The 17,555-nt window shown below is 51.7% G+C and carries 13 protein-coding genes; all 13 read left to right on the top strand.

Going from position 1 to position 17,555, the window contains the following annotated elements:
• Positions 1–66 precede the first annotated feature (66 nt).
• The 13 genes from NSU14_RS16455 to NSU14_RS16395 all read left to right on the top strand — a co-directional run bounded on the left by NSU14_RS16455 (position 67) and on the right by NSU14_RS16395 (position 17,510).
• Entirely contained in the window at positions 67–1,020 is a 954-nt protein-coding gene (locus NSU14_RS16455) for a carbohydrate ABC transporter permease (protein ID WP_039298140.1), read from the top strand.
• On the top strand, positions 1,017–1,880 hold the full coding sequence (locus NSU14_RS16450) for a carbohydrate ABC transporter permease (RefSeq protein WP_039298142.1): 864 nt from the start codon (positions 1,017–1,019) through the stop codon (positions 1,878–1,880). The genes NSU14_RS16455 and NSU14_RS16450 overlap by 4 nt, the downstream gene beginning before the upstream one ends.
• 84 nt (positions 1,881–1,964) lie before the next feature.
• Positions 1,965–3,692 carry a cache domain-containing sensor histidine kinase gene (locus tag NSU14_RS16445; RefSeq protein WP_039298143.1) on the top strand — a complete coding sequence of 576 codons (1,728 nt, stop codon included), beginning with the start codon at positions 1,965–1,967 and terminating at the stop codon, positions 3,690–3,692.
• 14 nt (positions 3,693–3,706) lie between these two features.
• Positions 3,707–5,074, top strand: coding sequence for an ABC transporter substrate-binding protein (locus NSU14_RS16440; RefSeq protein WP_340946267.1), 1,368 nt, complete (start codon positions 3,707–3,709; stop codon positions 5,072–5,074).
• A gap of 21 nt (positions 5,075–5,095) precedes the next feature.
• The gene (locus tag NSU14_RS16435; RefSeq protein ID WP_340946265.1) at positions 5,096–6,691 is read left to right on the top strand and encodes a response regulator transcription factor; all 1,596 of its coding nucleotides are present in this window, start codon (positions 5,096–5,098) and stop codon (positions 6,689–6,691) included.
• Positions 6,692–7,138: 447 nt separating this feature from the next.
• On the top strand, positions 7,139–7,453 hold the full coding sequence (locus tag NSU14_RS16430) for a helix-turn-helix domain-containing protein (RefSeq protein ID WP_052421685.1): 315 nt from the start codon (positions 7,139–7,141) through the stop codon (positions 7,451–7,453).
• 5 nt (positions 7,454–7,458) lie between these two features.
• On the top strand, positions 7,459–8,391 hold the full coding sequence (locus NSU14_RS16425) for an IS3 family transposase (RefSeq protein ID WP_340942717.1): 933 nt from the start codon (positions 7,459–7,461) through the stop codon (positions 8,389–8,391).
• Between the two features lie 902 nt (positions 8,392–9,293).
• The gene (locus tag NSU14_RS16420) at positions 9,294–10,499 is read left to right on the top strand and encodes an MFS transporter (protein ID WP_179093534.1); all 1,206 of its coding nucleotides are present in this window, start codon (positions 9,294–9,296) and stop codon (positions 10,497–10,499) included.
• A 121-nt stretch (positions 10,500–10,620) separates the two neighbouring features.
• A complete protein-coding gene (locus NSU14_RS16415) occupies positions 10,621–11,688 on the top strand; it encodes a fatty acid desaturase (protein WP_340946262.1) in 1,068 nt (355 codons plus the stop codon).
• A gap of 150 nt (positions 11,689–11,838) precedes the next feature.
• Positions 11,839–12,975: a sensor histidine kinase gene (locus tag NSU14_RS16410; protein WP_042136703.1), complete on the top strand. Its 1,137-nt coding sequence runs from the start codon at positions 11,839–11,841 to the stop codon at positions 12,973–12,975.
• A complete protein-coding gene (locus tag NSU14_RS16405; RefSeq protein ID WP_042136705.1) occupies positions 12,975–13,577 on the top strand; it encodes a response regulator transcription factor in 603 nt (200 codons plus the stop codon). Before NSU14_RS16410 ends, NSU14_RS16405 begins: the two co-directional genes overlap by 1 nt.
• Positions 13,578–14,142: 565 nt before the next feature.
• Positions 14,143–15,588, top strand: coding sequence for an SWIM zinc finger family protein (locus NSU14_RS16400; RefSeq protein ID WP_076244709.1), 1,446 nt, complete (start codon positions 14,143–14,145; stop codon positions 15,586–15,588).
• 74 nt (positions 15,589–15,662) lie between these two features.
• Positions 15,663–17,510 carry a HEAT repeat domain-containing protein gene (locus NSU14_RS16395; RefSeq protein WP_042136710.1) on the top strand — a complete coding sequence of 616 codons (1,848 nt, stop codon included), beginning with the start codon at positions 15,663–15,665 and terminating at the stop codon, positions 17,508–17,510.
• Positions 17,511–17,555: the final 45 nt, after the last annotated feature.

Below are 17,555 nucleotides of genomic sequence, written 5' to 3'. Positions count from 1 at the left end.
GATTCACGGAGAGCTTCATCCTCTGTGAGTCCGGATTTATATTTACGAATTCACTGGAGGTGTGACATGGCTGAGCCCGTATTAGCGAGTCCGCATGCCGAGAGCAAACGTCCTTTTTTGACCGAACAAAGACGGAGCCGCTTCACTGCGTATACATTTATTTCACCGTTCTTTATTCTGTTCTCGATATTCGGACTGTATCCGATCTTCTTCACATTCTATTTATCGTTCTTCAAGTGGGATGCACTGGGTCCCATGAAATACGTGGGCTTCAAAAACTACGATCTGATCACCAGCGATCCGACCTTCTGGATCTCATTCAGCAACACGCTGATCATGGGCCTGATGGGTACTGTGCCGCAGGTGTTCCTGGCGCTGCTTCTGGCTGTGCTGCTCCACTCGGGCATGACCCGGTTCAAAAAGACTTTCCGCATTCTCTATTTCATGCCGAATATCACTTCCATCGTTGCCGTTACGCTCGTATTCAGCACCTTGTTCGGTAACAACGGAATGATCAACTGGCTGCTTAACGGAATCGGTGTAGAGAGCATGGCGTTCAACTCCGGCTGGTGGGGAGTCAAAATCGCCATTTCAACGATGGTGATGTGGCGCTGGACGGGCTATAACGCGATTCTGTTCCTCTCCGGACTGCAGAGTATTCCGATGGATCTGTATGAATCTGCCCGGATCGACGGGGCTAACCGCAGACAGCAGCTGTTCTCCATCACCTTGCCGCTGCTTAAGCCGTTTATTATTTTCGTAACCCTGCAATCGACAATTGGTGCCCTGCAGCTCTTCACAGAGCCGTATGTTTTCCTCGGCCAATCCGGAACCGGATCTACCCGGCAGGAAGGTATCACAATGGTTACCTATTTGTATAGCGAAGCATTCCGCAACGGATTCTTCGGTACTGCGGCGGCTACAGCAGTTCTGCTGTTCCTCGTTACGATACTGTTCTCTGTCCTGAATATGCTGATTTCCAGAAGCGGCAGCAGAGAGACTGGAGGGAAAAAAGCGTGAGCACACTTCGTATGTTCAGAAAAAAACCGGATGATCTCGGCTTTTTCGGCAAGCTGGGCTTCTATTGTCTGCTGATCCTCGGGGCACTGGTCTCTATCTTCCCGTTCTATTGGATGTTCGTCGTCGGTACGAATGACAAGGGAGCCGTGTTCCATGTACCGCCGCTATTGACGGTTGGAGACCAGTTCTTCGACAACTTCAAGCGTGTGCTGGAAAAATCGGACTTCTTCCAGGCGCTCGGCAACTCGCTGTTCGTATCGTCCATGGTGACGATCTCAGTCGTGTTCTTCTGTACACTGGCCGGTTATGCGTTCGCCAAATATGAATTCCCGGGTAAAAATATGCTGTTTGTATTCGTAATCGCTACACTGATTGTTCCGCAGCAGCTCGGGGTATTGCCGACCTATGTTATTATGGCTAAGCTGCACTGGATTGACAGCTTCAAGGCGCTGATTGTGCCGGCGATGGTTAATGCCTTCGGGATTTTCTGGATGCGCCAGTACATATCCGCTGCGGTTCCAACCGAGCTGATTGAAGCCGGACGGATCGACGGAGGCGGGCACTTCAGAATTTTCTGGAAGATTGCGGTGCCGGTAATTACACCTGCAATGGCTACACTGGGTATTCTCAACTTCATGACCGTATGGAATGATTTCTTCTGGCCGCTGGTGGTGCTGAAGAACAAGGAGCATTATACAATACAGATTGCTCTGCAGCAGCTGTTCACTACCCGTGACGGTCTGGATTATGGAATGATTATGTCCGCAACCTTCACGGCAACCTTGCCGCTGCTGGTCGTATTCCTGCTGTTCAGCCGCTGGGTTATTGCCGGTCTGACCTCAGGCGCTATCAAGAGCTGATGAACTGTTATTGGCTGTAACAGGAAATATAGAATGCTGTGAAGAATAATAATGGACAGAGTCAGCAGGAGGAAGGGACCATACATGAAGCTCCGCCGCAAGATCTTGTTCGCTATTATTCTTCTCGTATTCATTCCCGTGATCGTTATGGGGATTGTTACGTATGTCAATTTCTCCAATGCCATGGAGAAGAAATCAAGCAATTTCTACTGGATTTCATTGCTGGAGACGGACCGCAAGCTCAAGTTCGCGCTCAGCGAGATTTCATCGATTACCAATTCTGCGATCACGCAGCCGGCGATTCAGCAATCGCTCAAGCAGCAGAACTTTGTGCTTACCTATGACCGCAAGCAGGAGATTAACAATCTGCTGATCAATCATCCGATGGTCACATCCTTCAGTCTGTACGGTAAAGACCGGCTGCTGTATCAATATAATGCGCCGATGTCTTTTGCCGATATGCACAAACAGGTCTGGTTCGGAGCGATGGAGAGCGCTGAAGGGCGTCCCGTCTGGTCCGGTCCCGGAGAGAACGGCTCAGCAAGCGCGGGCAAACCGGTGCTGGTACAGGCCAGAGTCATTAAAGATTATTATTCACTGGAGGATATCGGCTATCTGGTTGTGTATGTCAAGCCGGATTTGCTCGATCAGATCTTCTGGGAAGCGGCGACCCTGAAAAAAGGGGATATTCTGCTGGTGAACAAGCAGGGCAATATCGTCTTCAACAAGTCCGGAGAGTATATTGGACAAAGGACGGATTTTCCTTTTTTGCAGGAGAATTATACCCAGGAGCAGGACTATTACATTGACAATTATCAAGGAGAGCGGTCTCTGATCACTTTCCTGCCTTCACATAATACGGACTGGTATCTGGCCGCGATTACCCCGATGAATCTGATTTCATCGGAATCAGTGTCCATCCGCAATATCGCAATTATTCTTGGGATGGTATCGCTGCTGTCTGCTTTTCTGTTCGACCATTATTTCATCCGCAGGCTCGTCCGAAGCATTAACAGTGCGGTGAACGGGATGAAGCGGGTCAAGCAGGGGATATTCATGCCGATCACGGTGCCGCTCCGTGCCAATGATGAGAGCGATTCGCTGATCGACGGCTTCAACCGGATGAGCTCGCAGATCAATGAGCTGATCGAGCAGGTGCAGACCGAGCAGGGGCGCAAGAAGGAAGCGGAGATGCAGGCGCTGATGGCGCAGATTAACCCGCATTTCATCTATAATTCACTGGAATCCATTAACTCGATGGCGGTGCTGGCCGGCAACAGGGATATCAGCAAAATGGTCATCTCGCTCGGCAGGCTGCTGCGCATCAGCATCAGCCAGAATCAGGAGCTGATTCCGCTGCAAATGGAGTTCGAGCATGTCCGCCACTATCTTGATATTCAGAAGTTCCGTTTCGAAGAGAAATTCTCGTATGAGCTGGACCTGCCCGATTCCCTGAAGATGGTGATGACCCAGAAGCTGATTGTCCAGCCAATCGTAGAAAACGCTTTATATCATGCCATTGAGCAGATGGAGGAGCATGGCACCATTACGGTCAAAGCCCAGGAGAACGGCAAGGATATCATTATAATCGTCAAGGATAACGGGCCGGGCTTTGACCTTGCCGTGCTGATGAGCCAGTGGAACAAGGAACGTGCCAATCTGAGAAAATACAGCGACAGCGGGGTGGGGCTGAAGAATGTACATGAACGTCTGAACATCCGGTTCGGCAATCCTTATGGCATTCTGGTCTGCTCATCCCCCGGCTTCGGATCAGCGGTTTGTATCCGCATTCCGAAGATTCAGCCATCATGAGAAGGAGAAACGGAATGAAGGACCAGCGGAACGTTGCGAGATGGTTGACCAACTGGGGGTGGATTCTGCTCTACATCGTGCTCATGTCCGGTGCGGTCTGGTTCATTATGCAGGAGGACCGGGAGCCGATTGAAGATAACTCTCCCGAGAAAATCACCTTAACCTTCCGGCACTTCTGGAACAAAGAGCATGACCGGCCGCTGCTGGCCATCTTCGAGGAGGTTGTGCGGAGCTACCAGGAGAGCCATCCGAACGTGAAGGTGAACTTCGAAGGACTAGACCAGAACATTCACCGGGAACAGAAGCTTAAGAGCGAGATGGTGACGGGTACGCCGCCGGATATGTTCGTTTTGTTCGGCGGGGCGGAGATTGAGCCCTATGTCCGCTCGAACCGGCTGATGGATCTGACCGAGTTCACGGACCAGAACGGACTAAGCAATCAGTTTAAGGACCTGCATCTGTGGACCTTTAACAAACATATTTATGGCCTGCCCATCGAAGGCAATGCAGAGCCGCTCTATTACAACAAAACTATTTTTCATAAGCTTGGCCTGGAAATTCCGGAAACAGTGGCGGAACTGGACGAGACGATTGTGAAGCTGAAGCAGGCGGGCTATATCCCGTTCGCCCTGGGGAATGAGGACCGCTGGCCTGCCGGGATCTTCGCCCATTACTTAATGGACCGCTATGCCGGGCCGGAGCTGATTCAGGAGCTGGTGACAGGCGAGAGTGAAGCCGGATTTCAGAACAGCGGCTATATGAAGGCCTTCCAGCATCTGAACCGGTGGATCGGCGAGGGCGCTTTTAGCAGCGAATCCAACGATACGTCAACCGAGAATGCAGTGCGTCTGTTCACTGACGGGAAGGCGGCGATGTATCTTAACGGAAACTGGGACATCAACCTTTTCTCAGGCCAGACAGCCCCGGCGGAATTCCAGAATCAGGTGGGTGTGATTCCGTTTCCGGCAATGGTCAAAGGGGCGGAGCCGTCGATTGCCGGCGGCTACACCATGGGGATCGGGCTGTCATCGAGCCTCACCGGTGCGAAACGGGAAGCTGCGCTGGAGCTGATGAAAGGCTTTTATACCAAGGAAATCCAGACGCGTATTGTGTATGAAGGCCTAAGAATACCTTCAATGCGGATTGCCTTCGATCCGGATAAGACCGGACCGGTATTCGCCCAGGTGATGGAGCTGATGGAAGAGAGCCACCAGAGCTTCGTACCCTACGATAATCTGTTGTCTCCTGAAGTGAAGAAGACATTCTTAAGTGTGATAGAAGAGATGATCGGTGGAGGAATGCAGGCCGGTCAGGCTCTGCAGGAGCTGCAAGACGCGTCCAAGCAATACTGGAATCTGATCCGGAGCTCGGACGTTCAATAAAGCCTGGGGGGGTGCAATAAAATGAGTGAGCATCAGGAGGAATATAAAGTATTGCTCGTGGATGATGAGCCGATTATTCTGCGCAGCCTGAAGGTTGCGATTCCTTGGGAAGAGCTGGGTTTGACTATTGCTGGTGAAGCGAAGAACGGGGAGGCCGCTCTGCAGCTGATTCAGGAGACCTCACCGCAGATCATCATCAGTGATATCCGCATGCCGGTCATAGACGGGATTGCGCTGATGAAAGAGGTGCTGCCGCGCAGCTCCAAGCTGATCTTCATCTTCATCAGCGGCTACGGTGAGTTCGAGTATGCCAGGGAAGCCTTAAGGCTTGGCGCGTTTGATTACCTGCTGAAGCCGATTGATCATGAGGAGCTGGCGGTGATGCTCACCCGGGCCAGAGAACGGCTCGACCGCCAGAAGGAGAATGAGCAGCTGATGCTCTCCGTCCAGACCTTGTCGCTGCTTGCCCGCGAGCGGATGCTGGCCGAGTTCACGCTCGGCAATCCGCGCCCGCTGCAGCATCTGAAGTGGCTGGAGAACAGTGAGCTTGAGGAAGAATATTTCATGGCCGTTGTCCGTCTGGACGACTATGCCGGCCTCACGGCCAAGTGGAGTGCAGAAGAAAAGCATCTCTGGCTGTTCGCGGTCCGCAATATCCTGGAGGAATGGTCGCTGGAGAACGGGGCGCTGTCGATCTTCCCGTTCTATAACGGGGAGTGGATTCTGCTCTTCCCTGCCGCCATCAGCACCGGCAAAAGAGCGCTAGGTGAACAGCTGATCAACGGTATCAAGCGTTACTCTAAGCTGAACTGCTCTGTGGGCATCAGCCGCACCACCCGGGGGATAGATCAGTTAAGCACGGTGTATCCCTTGGCCGCACAAGCCTTGTATCAGCGATTCTATTCCGGGCAGGCGGGCGTGTTCATCGAAGAGGAGACTGCGGCAGCCGGCAGCCGTGAGGTGAAATATCCCAAGGAGCTGGAGCTCTCGCTGATTGAGAGTATCCGCACACTGAACCTGGAGCGTATGCTTGCCCTCTTTGATGAGATGTCTGTCTTCATAGAATCCCAGGCCCTGCCGCAGCAGCTGGCGGAACGCCTGATTATTGAGATGAGTGTGGTGCTGTACCGGCAGTTCGAGCATCTGAACACGCATAATGAATGGTCGGTAGAGGGTCTCTTAAGTAAGCTTCACGGCTTGGGAACACTGTCGGATATGATTGAAGCGCTCAAGACGGAATTCCGCGAATGGCTTCAGCAGAGTCACAGTACGGCAGCCCGCGAAGACGGGCGCAGCATCATTGAGAAAGTCAAACGGTACATTGAATCCAATTACCACAAGGATCTCAGCATCGAGGAAGTGTCCGAGGTGGCCGATCTCAGCATCAGCCATTTCTGCACCCTGTTCAAACAAATCTCGGGCTATACCTTCCTGGAATTCGTCACCCACTGCCGGATGGAGAACGCCAAGTACATTCTGCAGAACAGTACGGTGAAGGTCTATCAGGTGGCTCCAATGGTCGGTTATCAGGACCCGCGGTATTTCACGCAAGTGTTCAAGAAGGCTACGGGCAAGACGCCGACGGAGTATCGTGAGGAGCATGTGAAGCAGGCATGATGCAGCGGGGCGGCTCTAACTGTAAAGAGTAGATAAGGAAAATAGGAAGTTGGAACATTGGAACGTAGGAACGTAGGGGAATAGGAACATAAGAACATAGGAATATAGGAACATAGGAATATAAGCATAAGAATATAAGAATATAAGCATAAGGACGAGCACAAGCACATTGAGCACCTTCGGGTGCTTTTTTTTATGGGTATATAACTGAAGATAATTGCAGTATCCCCTCTGGTTTCACCGGACGCGATCCAAGGGAGTGCCAATGTATGCGAAAAATCGAATACAATGTGCTATCGCGAAGGTAGACGAGCCAAATGTATGCGAAAAACCGAATACAATGTGCCTCCGCGAGGGTAATCAGGTCAAATGCTCCACAGCCCCCTAATGAAGTTGGAGTCCTCCCCCATAAAAATGTAGACTGAATACAGGAGGAGGATGAACACAATGGGACACTTAACGGGAACAAGAGAGAAGGCAGCGCAAGAGGTGTTGTCTGGCATTAAGGCAGCGGTGGTTGCCCGAAAATATGGGGTGACCCCAGCGACGGTGAATCAGTGGGTGAGAGATTACCGAGGGGCCCATGGGGAACAAGATCATCCGTATCCCCAGGAGCAGGTGGAGGAACTGAAGCGCCTCCTGGAAGTGGAGCAGAAATACGAGAAGGCCGTCAAGATACTCGGCGAAAAGGAGTTAGAGATTGAGATTCTGCGTGAACTGCTAAAAAAGCCAACCCCTGCTTATCCGAAAAAATCGAGGTAGCCGACATGTTCATTAAGCAGGGGAATACCGCAGCTTTGGTACTGCGTCTCATGGGGCTAGCAGAGTCCACGTACTACGACCGTAAGAAACGCAGGTCACTGTCCCCAAAGGCCGATCAAGGGGGGCGTGGAAGACCCCAGCCAGGCTACTCCTTTAACGAGTCTGGGGAAAAGATTAGTGACGAGGAGATCCAGGAATGGCTGCTGGAATTAATCGCTGGAGAAGAGCACGTGTACGGGTACAAACTCCTGGCCAAGTGCTTGTGGAACCAGCACCGGTTGAAGCTCAATCACAAGAAAAGCTACCGGCTGTGTCAGGAGCTGGATATCCTGCAGCCCCAGCGTCAGAAGCGCTTTAAGCATCCCCGGAAGCTGCCGGAGAACCGAGTCATTACAGGAGCGAGCCAGCTCTGGCAGATGGACATTAAATACGGGTATGTGGAGGGACGTGACCGGCATTTCTTTGTCCTGAGCATTATCGATGTGTTTACCCGTGTCATCGTCGGCTACCACCGGGGATCGTCGTGTGAGGCCAAGCACGCCTGCCAGACGCTGGCGCGCGCCATGGAGCATCACTGCGCCCCTGACAGCGCTCGCCCTGTGATCCGCACCGACAACGGCCCACAGTTCGTCAGCCACCTGTTTGGCGACATGTGTGAAAGCTGGGAAATGACCCATGAACGTATTCCGCCTCGAACGCCGGATTTAAATGCTTTTATTGAATCATTCCACAGTAATATCGATCGGGATTTGTTCCGCAAAGAGGCATTCGAAACGTTCGAAGAGGCCTATGAAGCGGTGGACCGGTACATGGACTTTTACAACAATCGCAGAATGCATACGAGCCTTCGTAACCTGCCGCCAGCTACCTTTGCAGAGTGGGTGCTGACCCTAGAAGACCGCTCCCGCTTCTTCTGGCCGAGAGAAAAAGCGAAATAAAGAGCATATCTACAACAAGTACTGATTTTATACGGAGGACTCCGGGATAAGGGGGTCGCACCGAATGTATACGAAAAACCGAATACAATGTGCTTCCGCGAGGGTAGATGGAACAAATGTATGCGAAAAACCGAACACAATGTGTTTCCGCGAAGGTAATCAGACCAAATGTATGCGAAAAATCGAATACAATGAGCTTCCGCTAGGATAATCAGGCCGAATGTATGCGAAAAACCGAACACAATGTGTTTCCGCGAAGGTTATCGGGCCAAATGTATGCGAAAAACCGAATACAATGTGCTTCCGCGAAGGTTATCGGGCCAAATATATGCGAAAAACCGAATACAATTTGCTACCACGAGGGGAATCAGGCCAAATGTATGCGAAAAACCGAATACAATGTGCATCCGCGAAGGTAGACGAGCCAAATGTATGCGAAAAACGGAATACAATGTGCTTCCGAGAGGGTAATCAGGCCGAATGTATGCGAAAAACCGAATACAATGTGCCTCCGCGAGGGTGTTAGGGCCAAATACATGCGAAAAATCGAACACAATGTGCCTCCACGGAAAAATGAGGAGGATAAGGGGAGTTTGTTTGCTGGAGGCAGCCCAAAAGTAATCTAAATGAAGTAATGTGCGGTGGTCTTCTTAATATCTTATAAGCTGAACAAGCCGCACAAGCTCTACAAGCTCCAGGATCTTTCACTTGATCGGAGCTTTTTTATGGAACAGTGTCCGTCTGTGACGTTATAGGATTCGAGCTACATTCACAGTTTTGAATTAGATCAATGAAATAATAATCTATTTTATAACTAGACAAAATAACTTAATATCTATATATTAATAAACAGATTAGATATATATCTATTTAGTCTATATTAATGTATGGGGGATAGAATCGTGTTAAGGAACAAATATGTAAGAACGATTATTATGTCAAGGGTATTGCTGCAGCTCGGAGTATGGGTGAGGAACTTTGCGATTCTGCTGTATGTGACGGATATTACGCATAATGATCCCTTCTATGTCTCGCTCATTTCGGTGGCCGAATATGCTCCGATCTTTCTGTTTGCCATTATAGGCGGTACCTTCGCGGACAGGTGGCTGCCCAAACGGACGATGATGATCAGTGATGCGTTATCGGCATGTTCCGTCTTTGTAGTGCTGGTAGTTGTCATATCCGGATCGTGGAGAGCACTGCTGCTGGCCACCCTGGTATCAGCTATATTGTCACAGTTCTCGCAGCCTTCTGCGATGAAGCTGTTCAAACAGCATGTGCCTGAAAATCAGCTGCAGAGTGTGATGGCCATGTTCCAGTCGCTGTCTGCTTTCTTTATGGTAATTGGTCCGGTAATCGGCGCTTTCATCTATAATCATTACGGGATTGAGGTATCGCTGGCTGTAATGGGCGGTATGTTCATTGGCTCTGCGCTCATACTGGGCCTGCTGCCCAAAGACGCGCCGCAGCAGGCCGGAAAGACACGGAACGGGATCATGGCTGAAATGAAATCCGGACTGGATTATGTGCGTTCGAGCCGGGTGCTGAGGAATCTGGGCGCGGCGTTTGCGTTTGCGGGGCTTGCCGCAGGGCTGATTCAGCCGCTGGGGGTATTCGTAATCATTGAGAATCTGGGCAGGGACAGAGGGTTCCTGCAATGGATCATGATGGCGAACGGGGCATCGATGCTGCTCGGCGGAATGCTTATTATGAGCAAAGGCAAAGCCGTGAAACCACAGACAATGCTGGCCTTCGGCCTCCTGGTCAGTGCGGCTGGAACGGTCGGCGTGGGGTGGTCGCATCATACAGCATTGACGATCACACTGCAGACGCTGACCGGATTCTTTTACCCGTGTATCCATATCGGCATCAACACACTGATTCTGCGGAATACCGAGGCCGGCTTTATGGGCAGGGTTGGCGGTATTATGGGGCCGATGTTCATGGGCTTTATGGTGATCGGAATGTCTGCGGCAGGTTATTTGAAGGAAGCCTTCTCGCTGTTCACGGTATTCACCGGAAGCGGCATACTGTTCCTCATCGCGATGCTGATTCTGCTGCCGATGGTCAGGGCGAAGGAGTCTGGGCGGCAATCTCTTCAGGGATGACTATGACATATGTCATACACCAGGGTTGATGTTTATGACTTACAGGGGTGACACTTTCTTCTCTATAATGTAGAGAGATAAGTATCCTTGAATGGATGCATCCGAGGAGGAAACGATCCCGATGACTACAAACCAGACATCCCAGCTCTCCAGCTTGAAGAAAAGCGTAGCCCCTTACGAAAAAACAGACCGTAAAGCGAGCATCTACCAGCTCATTAATACACTTGGGCCACTAGTGCTCCTATGGACTGCTGCTTATTTCAGCTTATCCGTTTCCTACTGGCTGACGCTGCTGTTCGCCGTTCCGGCTGCAGGTTTTGTCATCCGCACCTTTATTATTTGTCATGACTGCTGTCACGGCTCATTCTTCAAGAACCGCAAAGCGAACGATATTTTCGGAACAATAACCGGTGTGCTCACTCTGGTCCCTTACCGCCAGTGGAAGCATAGCCATTCGATACATCATGCCGGAAGCAGCAACCTCGACAAAAGAGGCACCGGCGACATCTGGATTATGACCGTGGATGAATATGCAGCCGCGAAACCGCTGCAGCGACTATACTACCGGATCTATCGTAACCCTCTGGTTTTGTTTGTACTCGGACCCATTGCCGTCTTCGTGATCCAGTACCGTTTCAACGCCAAAGGTGCCAGACGCAAGGAACGCATGAATACGTATTTGACGAATGTCTCGATAGTGGCCCTGTACGGTACGATGATTATGCTTGTCGGTTGGCAGGCATTCCTGCTGGTGCAGCTGCCGGTTGTGTTCGTCTCCGGTTTTCTCGGCATTTGGCTGTTCTATGTGCAGCATCAGTTTGAAGATACCTACTTCGCGCATGATGAGGAATGGAGCTATGTCAACGCCGCAGTAGAAGGAAGCTCCTACTATAAGCTGCCGAAGCTGCTGCAGTGGATTACCGGCAATATCGGTTTTCATCATGTGCATCATTTGAGCCCGAAGGTGCCTAACTATAACCTGGAATTGGCCCATAATGCCACCCCGCCGCTGCAAAAAGCGACAACCATTACGCTCAGCACCAGTCTGCAGGCCTTGAAGTACCGTCTGTGGGATGAGGAGCACAAAACGTTCGTCAGCTTCAAGGAAATGAAGCAGCGGCTGCAGCAGAAGAAGCCTGCGGCAGCAGAGGTGCTGAAGGTAATCAAACCGGGATTCCAGAGTAAATAGTAGCCGCCACAGAAGAGGAAGGCAGGACCGGGAGCGCAGTTGCCGGGCCTGTTCTTTCTTTTTGTCCGAAACATTGCGCGGAATTGCCGGTTGCAGGGTGGTTTATGCTAAAATGGGGGTATAATCTTGCTGGCAAAAAGGATGGCTAACATGCAGAAGTGGCATCATATTTTTCATAAAAGCACGGGACTGAGCCCTTATGTATGGGTCGTTTTTTACATTCTTCCGTTCTATTCGATCTTTCGCTCGGCCTCGGCAGGCCGCTGGGTATACGGAATTCTGATGATTATCGTCTTCTTCGCCTGCTATGTGCTGGCGTTTAAGTCGAAAGGGTGGGTAGTCTATTTCTGGACCAGTGTGCAGATTGTTGTCTCGATAACGATGACGCTGCTCTTCGGGTATATGTACTTTGCGCTGTTCCTGGCTTTTTTCATCGGAAATATCCAGAAAAGGGCCGCTTTCTTCACCCTATACTCGATTCATCTGCTGACAACGATCGTGGCCATCAACTATGAGCTGATTACGCGTAATCCCGTGTTCCTCTCGCAGCTGCCGTTCGTGCTGGTCAGTATCATTGCCGTGGTGCTGCTGCCGGTCACGACCTATAACCGCAACAATCAGGATAAGCTGCAGGGACAGCTGGAGGATGCCAACAAACGGATCTCCGAGCTGGTCATTATGGAGGAGCGCCAGCGGATCTCCCGTGATCTGCATGATACGCTGGGGCAGCGGCTGTCGCTGATTGGCCTTAAGAGTGACCTGGCAGGCAAGCTGATCACCAAGAATCCGGCGCAGGCCCAGATCGAAATTAATGATGTCCGGATGACGGCCCGCAGCGCCCTCAAGGAAGTCCGGGAAATGATTACCCAGATGCGGGGCATCCGGCTTGAAGATGAGCTGATCCGTATCCGGCAATTACTCCAGGCGGCAGAGATTGGCTACATGCTGGAGGGTGACCCTAACCTGACCAACACTTCCCTGATTACCGAGAATGTGCTGAGCATGTGTATGAAGGAGGCCGTGAACAATGTGGTCAAACATAGCGGTGCCTCGCTGTGCCTGATTCAGATCGAACCTTCCCGGACCGACCTGATCATCAAGGTGAAGGATAACGGCGCGGGAATTGAAGGGACTAATCACTACCATAAAGGTCATGGACTGCAGGGGATGAGGGAACGGCTTGAATTCGTCAACGGCAGTATGGAAGTGGTGCGTGACGAAGGAACAACGATTGTCATTAAGGTGCCAAATGTTGCACAGCGGCCGGAAATGGAGGTAAACGTGTAATGATTACGATAGTGATTGCCGAAGATCAGCGCATGCTGCTGGGGGCGCTCGCTGCCCTCCTGGATCTGGAGGAGGATATGAAGGTTGTGGGCCGGGCAGGCAACGGGGAAGAGGCCGTGAAGCTGGTGAAGCAGCATCAGCCGGATATTTGCATCATGGATATTGAAATGCCGGCCATGACAGGTCTCGAAGCGGCGGAAGCACTGAAGGGATCGGGCTGCAAAATCATGATTCTGACCACGTTTGCCCGGACCGGTTATTTCGAACGTGCGGTCAAAGCCGGAGTTGATGCCTATCTGCTCAAAGACAGTCCAAGCGAAGAGTTGGCCTTGTCGATCCGCAATGTGATGGACGGCAGACGGATATATGCGCCGGAGCTGATGGATGAGGCTTACAGCAGCGAAGCTAATCCGCTCACGCAGCGTGAGAAGGAAGTGCTGGGGCTGATCGCAGACGGCAAGAATACGAAGGAGATCGCCAGCCAGCTGTATATTACGACCGGAACGGTCCGCAACTATATCTCTGTGATCCTGGACAAGCTGGATGTCGGCAACCGGATTGAAGCGATCACGCGCTTTAAGGAAAAAGGCTGGTTTAAATAAAATAACTTGCTTGGAATATTGAAACGGCAGCTGTCTTCTGTGACAGCGGGCCGTTTCTTTTTTTTGCAGACAGAGACAAGGCTTATTCTAGTGGTAGGGCAGACGGGCAGACGTAAGGAGTGGAGCAGACCCGGACTTTGCTTGAAGCAGAGAAACCAGCCTGGCTCTAACTGCATTTAGTGCAACTAAAATCGCCTGAAAGTACGAGTTAAGCAGGATAACTGTATTTTATACACTTATATAGACTGCCTTTCGTTGAATGATCACTTTTCGTAATTTTTAGTTGTACAGAATACAATTAACGGAACAAATCCGCTGGAAAGCCTGTTTTTAACTGTACGAAATACACTTATTCCCTGCCTACATTAACTGGATAAGTAAGCTAGGTCATAATAACTATTTTAACCCTGTGACAGTCTTCTGGATTGGATCGGTGGAATATTTTTGCTAAGATAAATGCAAACATGTGATCTTATCCGTTGAAGTTGGGTAATAACTTGCATGTGTCATAACCGCACTCCTATTTATGCCGCGTACATCCTATTTCAGCCGGGAGGAATCTGATTTGCCTGAACTTACTTCATCATACGTTGATTCACTTGCACCCAATGCTGCAGCCATCAAGAACGGTCAAGGTCTGGTCCGCAAAAAAAGCTTCATAGAGCTCCATCAGTCGGAGGACGGAGAGCTGCTGTTTGGAAAATGTGCAGGGAGCGGCAAGACTCCCTATGAGTGTTCTGTGGATTTCATCGTGCCGGACAATCCGGTATTCCGCTGCAGCTGCCCCAGCCGCCAGTTTCCCTGTAAGCATGCGTTAGGGCTGCTCTATGCCAAGGCCGAAGGTCAGACGTTCAGCCCCGCCCCCGTCCCTGAGGACATAGCCTCCAAACGTGAGAAGGCTGAGAAGCGGGAAGAGAATAAGGTGAAGCAGGCGGCCGAAGGGGCAGACCCTAAGCCAAAGAAGGTTAACAAATCCGCGCTTAAGAAAAAAATTACCGCCCAGCTTGAAGGGCTCGATATGCTTGAGAAGCTGGTGCTGGGGTTCGTCCGCGGCGGACTGTCCACCATTGACCGTTCGAGCATGAAGACGATTCAGGAGCAGGTGAAGCAGCTTGGCAACTATTATCTGTCAGGAGCACAGATTGAGCTGCGACGGTTCACGATTCTCATGTTCGGCGGCAAGGACCAGGAACAGAACTATACATATGCGATGGAGCAGCTGTCACGGCTTCATGCATTTATTAAGAAGGGCCGGGCGTATCTGCTGGCCCGGAGCGAGGACCCGGAGCATGCACTCGACCATGAATCGACCATCGATGAGTGGCTGGGGCATGCCTGGCAGCTGAGTGAACTGAAGGAATACGGACTGGTGAAGGAAGGGGCAGAGCTGCTGCAGCTCGCCTTCTACAGCTTCAATGATATGGCCCGGCTGGAATATGTAGATCTCGGGTATTGGGTGGACCTCACTGCGGAAGGCGGGAAGATCCACCGGACGGTCAATTACCGGCCGTATAAGGCCGCTAAGCTGATGCGTGAGGAAGACAGCTTCTTTGAGATTGCTGTGGTCCCTCAGCTATATACTTATCCGGGAGATATGAATGCCCGGGTCCGTTTTGAAGCCATGTCTCCAAGAACAGTGCAAGGCCCGGATATAGAACGGGCTACTGCCCAGGCTCACCGCTCCTACGCGGAAGCTGTCAAGATGGTGAAGAACCAGATCAAGAATCCGCTCAGCGATAAGCTGCCGGTGATGCTGCTGCATGCCGCCAGTCTGGGCATTACGGAGAGCGGCCAATATGTCATAACGGATGAATCCGGCAGCAGGCTGGCGCTGGAGGATATTCCGTCCCTGCCGCAGGGAACCGTGCATATGCTGCCGTTTGTGCCGGCTGCCGCGCATACGGATTGCTACCTGCTGGTGATGTTCGAGCATAACCTGGACAAGGGAAGGCTGACTGCCCAACCGCTGACAGTCATTAAGGGTGAAGAAATCATCCGGTTGCTGTATTAGAAGTTCAAGGAAGGACAGCGGCGAGCATCTGAACTCTAATTAAACTCAAGTTCATTCATATAGGAGGACAGTCCATGAGCACAGCGTTATTACAGGAGCTGCATCAGGAGATTAGAAGACTGTATATTGCCGGAAGCGGGTTAGCGGCTGGAGACTTCCGCCTGAAACGACTGCTTCCGCAGTTTCAGCAGCTGGGGGAACGCGCACCGGTCTTTAAGAAGCTGGGCGAGGGCGTGGCTTCATTGCTGGAGCCTGACGGTGCTGAAGAGGCCGCTCCCGGTGTTCAACTGCAGGAGCTTACGCTGCTGCTGGAGTCGGTGCTGTATACCCAGGGGACAACAGCAGTTGACGGAACCCCCGGACCTTTGCCGGCCTTGAGCTTTGAACTTAAGACGAATCAGCCCTACCGCAAGATTGGTGCCGTTCAGCAGGCGCTCAGCACAACGGGAAGCGGAAGATATGAAATTGTAATTGATGCTTTCAAGGAAGGTGTTTTTCAGGATTTGCGGCTGCTGCCGCCGGCAGTCTCGGCGCTGAACGATCCTTATTCGGAACTTGCAGACTTTGCGATGACCGATATTCTTCCGTCCTATGGACCGGACATTGCCGGATTCCTGTTCGAAAGCTTGGATCCAGCCGGCGGCAGGAGCGAGGTCCGCAAGCTTGAGGTGATCGGCAAGGTGGGAGGAGACCGGTATCTGGAGGAGATGTTCCGCATCGCCGGAAGCGGCAGTGAAGACATCCGGGTAGCCGCTATGAAATGGCTCGCCGGTCATGAGCAGTATGTGGATGCACTCTTGGAGTGGACAACAGATAAGAAGAAGGCCATCCGTGAAGCTGCCTTCTCGGCGCTGGCTGCAGGCGGTTCGCAGCAGGGCGGTGAACGGCTTGTGGAGGCTTTCACGGCGAAAAAGGACCGTGAGATGGTTGCCGGTGTACTGGCGGGCAGAGCTTCCGCAGAGGTGTCTGATAAGCTGGCGGCATTGTTCATGGAAGAACTGCAGAAGGCGCCGCAGAATAATGCAGACAAGAAGCTCACAGAGGCCGCATGGAATAGCCTTCTTCCATTCTTGACCGCTCTTCGCCATGAGCGTAGCCCGCAGCTGGATGAAATCTACAGCTATATCCTTCAGGAATATGCCAGGTTTTCCCCGCTCGGCTGGATTCCGCTCATTGACCAGGCAGCCTGGTATAAAGAGAATACTCCGGGCGGAGCTGCACTGGCAGAGCTGGAGGCGCTGGAGAAGCGGAGTGTGCGTTTCCTGCCGAATTACTTCCACGCCGCCCAGCGGGTGATGACGCCCAAGGAGCTGTATAGCCGGTTCGGCGGAACCTTTATGGACAAATTGAAAGCGCTGGTGGGCAAGGATGCCAAAGATGCGGCTCAGCGCGCCCAGCTGCTGATTAATACGATAGAGGAGCAGGTCGTGGATATCCGCCGGAGGGCGTATGAGGTAGAGTGGGATGCTGCAGGAATCAGGCAGCCTTACAGCAGGGAGATGCTGTCAGCCGAGGAAATTGCGGCAGCCTGGGATTCCCGCTGGCTGGACTGGTTCATTCAGCATGATGCGGTGAACCTGGCAAGCGCTTTTGCCCGGCCGGGTCATAAGGGCGTGCGGGACTACCTGCTTGGCAAGCTGCAGGAGCCATTTAAACGCACGACTTATGATCTCCTTTCTAATATTTTCAAGGGTCTGGAGAGGGCCGGGGTGCCGGAGCCGGAGCGTCTTGAGCTGCTGATGACAGCCCTTGAGAATAAAAATGTTCATACAGCTTACACATTTGAGCTCTACTTATTCAAACTGATTGAGCGCTTCCCGGTCAGTTATGTGGGACGTCTGGAAGCGATTGTCCCTAAATATAGATATGAATGCAAGCAGCAGCTGGAGTATGTGCTGAACAGCTTGAAGAGTGCGCAATAATCCTGGGCGGATGTAGCTTGAGAAATCTAATTGAAGAGTTCTTAT

The organism is Paenibacillus sp. FSL R10-2771, assembly GCF_038000205.1.
Taxonomy (GTDB): domain Bacteria; phylum Bacillota; class Bacilli; order Paenibacillales; family Paenibacillaceae; genus Paenibacillus_AQ; species Paenibacillus_AQ phytohabitans.
The sequence above is the reverse complement of the archived record's forward strand: the minus strand, read 5'-3'. Positions and strand labels throughout refer to the sequence as shown.